We start from the raw sequence: 4559 nt of genomic DNA, 5'->3' as shown, positions 1-4559 counted from the left end.
AGAGACAGGCACACGGCTCCCCCCGGCCCCGGGGAACACGCCCGACACGCCCGACACGACATCGTGGACGAAATCCCTCGGATTCCCCCTCACTCCGGTGGCCACGCGGCCCCCGGCGCGGGCGCCGGTTCACGGCGGGCGCACGGACGCGCTCCGGGGCGCGTGCGTGGCACCGGCGTGACAGCCGTGAATCCGGCGGATGTTCCGCCGATCAACGGGCCCACCGCGGGTTTCCCGAGACGACACAATCCGGTCACACGGGTTCCGATTGCCCCTCCCCCGGGTGCGGGCAGGATTGTTCCCATCACCCGCTGAAGGCAGTACGCGTGTCCGATGCTTCCACCCAGCCGAGTGAACGCGCCCGGGAGCCGCCATGCCCAGACCCCACCCGACTCCCCCAAACCAGATAAAAAAGACAAAGCACCCCATGTTCGGCGCCACTTCCCCACCGTCCCCGGGCGCCGAGGCCGCAACCCCCGCTACTCCACCAGGTGATCACCACATGATCGGTCGCATTCCCGTCCTCGATGTCCAGCCCTTGATCGAATGCGGGCGCCGCCCGGTCAAGGCCGTTCCCGGTGAGACCTTCACGGTCACCGCGACCGTCTTCCGGGAGGGTCACGACGCGCTGGGCGCGAACGTCGTGCTCCGTGACCCGGCCGGCCGCCCCGGCCCCTGGACCCCGATGCGCGAACTCGCCCCCGGCACCGACCGCTGGGGAGCGGAGGTCACCCCGGACGCCGAGGGCCGCTGGACCTACGCCGTCGAGGCCTGGGGCGATCCCATCGCGACCTGGCTGCACGTCGCCGAGATCAAGATCCCCGCCGGGCAGGACGTGGAACTCGTCCTCGCCGAGGGCGCCGCGCTGCTGCGTCGGGCCGCCTCCGGCGTGCCGAAGGAGGGCGGGGGACGGGACGTGGTGCGCGCCGCCGCCGCGACGGTCAAGGACACCTCCCTGTCGGTGGAGGAGCGCTGGGCCGCCGCCCGCGCCCCCGAGGTCACCGCGCTGCTCACCCGCCACCCGCTGCGCGAACTGGTCAGCTCCTCACGACCCGCCCCGCTGCTGGTGGAGCGCGAACGGGCGCTGTTCGGTTCCTGGTACGAGTTCTTCCCCCGCTCCGAGGGGGCCCGGGTCGAGCCCGACTCCGCGCCGGTGTCCGGCACCTTCCGCACCGCCGCCGAACGCCTGCCGGCCATCGCCGACATGGGCTTCGACGTGGTCTACCTGCCGCCGATCCACCCGATCGGGACCAGCTTCCGCAAGGGCCCGAACAACACCCTGACCCCCGGTCCCGACGATGTCGGCAGCCCGTGGGCGATCGGCTCCCCCGAGGGCGGCCACGACGCCGTCCACCCCGACCTGGGCACCATCGAGGACTTCGACGCCTTCGTGGAGCGGGCCCGCGAACTGGGGATGGAGATCGCCCTGGACTTCGCCCTCCAGTGCAGCCCCGACCACCCCTGGGTCAAGGAGCATCCGGAATGGTTCCGCTCCCGACCCGACGGCTCCATCGCCTACGCCGAGAACCCGCCCAAGAAGTACCAGGACATCTACCCGATCGCCTTCGAGGCCGACATGCGCGGCCTGGTCTCCGAGACGGTGCGGCTGCTGCGCCACTGGATGGCGCACGGCGTGCGGATCTTCCGGGTGGACAACCCCCACACCAAGCCCGTGGTGTTCTGGGAGAAGGTGATCGCGGAGATCAACCGCACCGACCCCGACGTGATCTTCCTCGCCGAGGCCTTCACCCGGCCGGCGATGATGCACACCCTGGCCCGGATCGGCTTCCAGCAGTCCTACACCTACTTCACCTGGCGCAACGACAAGGCGGAGCTGACCGAGTACCTCGGCGAGCTGAGCGGCGACGCGGCCTCCTACATGCGGCCGAACTTCTTCGTGAACACCCCGGACATCCTGCACGCCTACCTGCAGCACGGCGGCCGTACCGCCTTCGAGACGCGGGCCGTCCTGGCCGCGACCCTCTCCCCCACCTGGGGCGTGTACTCCGGGTACGAGCTGTGCGAGAACGTGCCCGTGCGGCCGGGCAGCGAGGAGTACCTGGACTCCGAGAAGTACCAGTTGCGTCCCCGTGACTGGGCCGCCGCCGAGGCGGCCGGTGCCACGATCACCCCCCTGATCACCCGACTGAACCGACTGCGGCGGGAGCACCCGGCACTGCGCCGACTGCGCAACCTGCGCTTCCACCACGTCGACAACGAGCACGTGATCGCCTACTCCAAGCGCCTGCCCGCCGGTGGGCCGGGAGCCCCCGGGGGCGACACCGTGCTCGTGGTGGTGAACCTCGATCCCCACCACACCCACGAGGCCACCGTGTCGTTGAACACGGCGGAACTCGGCCTCGCGACCGCCGACGGCGGCGCCGCCGAGCCCTTCCCGGTGACCGATCTGCTCACCGGGGAGACCTACCACTGGGGCAGGGACAACTATGTGCGGCTCGGGCCGGAGCGGGCGGACGCGCTCGCTCCCTCGGCGCACATCTTCGCCCTGCGACCGTCCTCGGAGACCGGAGGGTCACCCAACCATGAGCGTCAATGAGCCGGTCCTCGACACGTTCGAGGACACGCCCGCCCGAGATCGCGACCCCGAGTGGTTCAAGCGCGCGGTCTTCTACGAAGTCCTCGTACGGTCCTTCCGGGACAGCAACGGGGACGGAATCGGCGACCTGAAGGGCCTCACGTCCAAGCTGGACTACCTCCAGTGGCTGGGCATCGACTGTCTGTGGCTGCCCCCCTTCTTCCAATCGCCCCTGCGGGACGGCGGCTACGACGTCTCCGACTACACCGCGGTGCTCCCGGAGTTCGGCGATCTCGCCGACTTCGTGGAGTTCGTGGACGCCGCACACCAGCGCGGCATCCGGGTCATCATCGACTTCGTCATGAACCACACCAGCGACCAGCACCGGTGGTTCCAGGAGTCCCGGCGGGATCCCGACGGGCCGTACGGCGACTACTACGTGTGGGCCGACGACGACAAGAAGTACGGCGACGCGCGGATCATCTTCGTGGACACGGAGAGCTCCAACTGGGCCTTCGACCCGGTGCGCAAGCAGTACTACTTCCACCGGTTCTTCTCGCACCAACCGGATCTCAACTACGAGAACCCGATGGTGCAGGAGGAGATCCTCTCGGCCCTGAAGTTCTGGCTGGACCTGGGGATCGACGGCTTCCGGCTGGACGCCGTGCCCTACCTGTACGCGGAGGAGGGCACCAACTGCGAGAACCTCCCCGCCACGCACGAGTTCCTCAAGCGGGTGCGCGCCGAGATCGACGCCCACTACCCGGACACCGTCCTGCTGGCGGAGGCCAACCAGTGGCCGGAGGACGTGGTCGACTACTTCGGCGACTACTCGGCCGGGGGCGACGAGTGCCACATGGCGTTCCACTTCCCGGTGATGCCGAGGATCTTCATGGCCGTCCGGCGGGAATCCCGCTACCCGGTCTCGGAAATCCTGGCCAAGACCCCGCCGATCCCCTCCGGCTGCCAGTGGGGGATCTTCCTGCGCAACCACGACGAGCTGACCCTGGAGATGGTCACCGACGAGGAGCGCGACTACATGTACGCGGAGTACGCCAAGGACCCGCGGATGCGCGCCAACATCGGCATCCGGCGCCGTCTGGCGACCCTGCTGGACAACGACCGCAACCAGATCGAGCTGTTCACCGCGCTGCTGCTGTCGCTGCCCGGCTCGCCGATCCTCTACTACGGGGACGAGATCGGCATGGGCGACAACATCTGGCTCGGTGACCGGGACGCGGTGCGCACCCCGATGCAGTGGACCCCGGACCGCAATGCCGGTTTCTCCACCTGCGACCCGGGGCGGCTGTACCTGCCGACGATCATGGACCCCGTCCACGGCTACCAGGTGACCAACGTGGAGGCGGCGATGAGCTCGCCCTCCTCGTTGCTGCACTGGACCCGCCGGATGGTGGAGATCCGCAAGCAGAATCCGGCCTTCGGGCTGGGCACCTACACGGAGTTGGAGTCCTCCAACCCCGCCGTGCTCGCCTTCATGCGGGAGCACGGGGACGACCTGGTGCTGTGCGTGCACAACTTCTCGCGGTTCTCGCAGCCCACGGAGCTGGACCTGCGCTCCTGGGAGGGCCGGTTCCCCGTGGAACTGATCGGTGGGGTGCAGTTCCCCCGGATCGGGGAGTGGCCGTACCTGCTGACCCTGGCGGGTCACGGCTTCTACTGGTTCCGCCTGCGCCAGGGGACGCCGGGCGGGGTCGGCGACCCGGCCGCGGCGCTCGCCGCCGAGCGGGACGAGGGCGGACGGCGGGCCGCGGAGCGGGCGGACGCCCGCACACCGGGGAGCTGAGACCCCCGCACCGAACGGCGCCGGCACCGGTCGGGTCGCGTGCGACCGGGCCGGTGCCGGTCCGTGAACGACCGGCGCCCGGAGCGGGGCGGGTGCCGGCGGCCGGGGCGTCCCCGGGCTTAACCGAGGTGTCATCAAGACGTTCCCACCGGTGTCCCGACCCGGGACAGCATGCGGGGACGCCGACCCCGTGCCGGGCCCCGGGGGACGGGCGGGCTC

Annotated in this window: 2 protein-coding genes; both read left to right on the top strand. The window is 70.1% G+C overall.

The genetic code is table 11. The annotated features are described in order from the left end of the window. Nucleotides 1–502 precede the first annotated feature (502 nt). A complete protein-coding gene (locus FOE67_RS17455; RefSeq protein WP_182665348.1) occupies nucleotides 503–2557 on the top strand; it encodes an alpha-1,4-glucan--maltose-1-phosphate maltosyltransferase in 2055 nt (684 codons plus the stop codon). Next, on the top strand, nucleotides 2544–4340 hold the full coding sequence (treS, locus tag FOE67_RS17450; RefSeq protein ID WP_228473986.1) for a maltose alpha-D-glucosyltransferase: 1797 nt from the start codon (nucleotides 2544–2546) through the stop codon (nucleotides 4338–4340). Before FOE67_RS17455 ends, treS begins: the two co-directional genes overlap by 14 nt. Nucleotides 4341–4559: the final 219 nt, after the last annotated feature.

The sequence above is a fragment of the Streptomyces calidiresistens genome, from assembly GCF_014141525.1.
Lineage (GTDB): Bacteria > Actinomycetota > Actinomycetes > Streptomycetales > Streptomycetaceae > Streptomyces > Streptomyces calidiresistens.
Note: the sequence above shows the minus strand (reverse complement) of the source record. Positions and strands in the feature narration are given on the sequence as shown.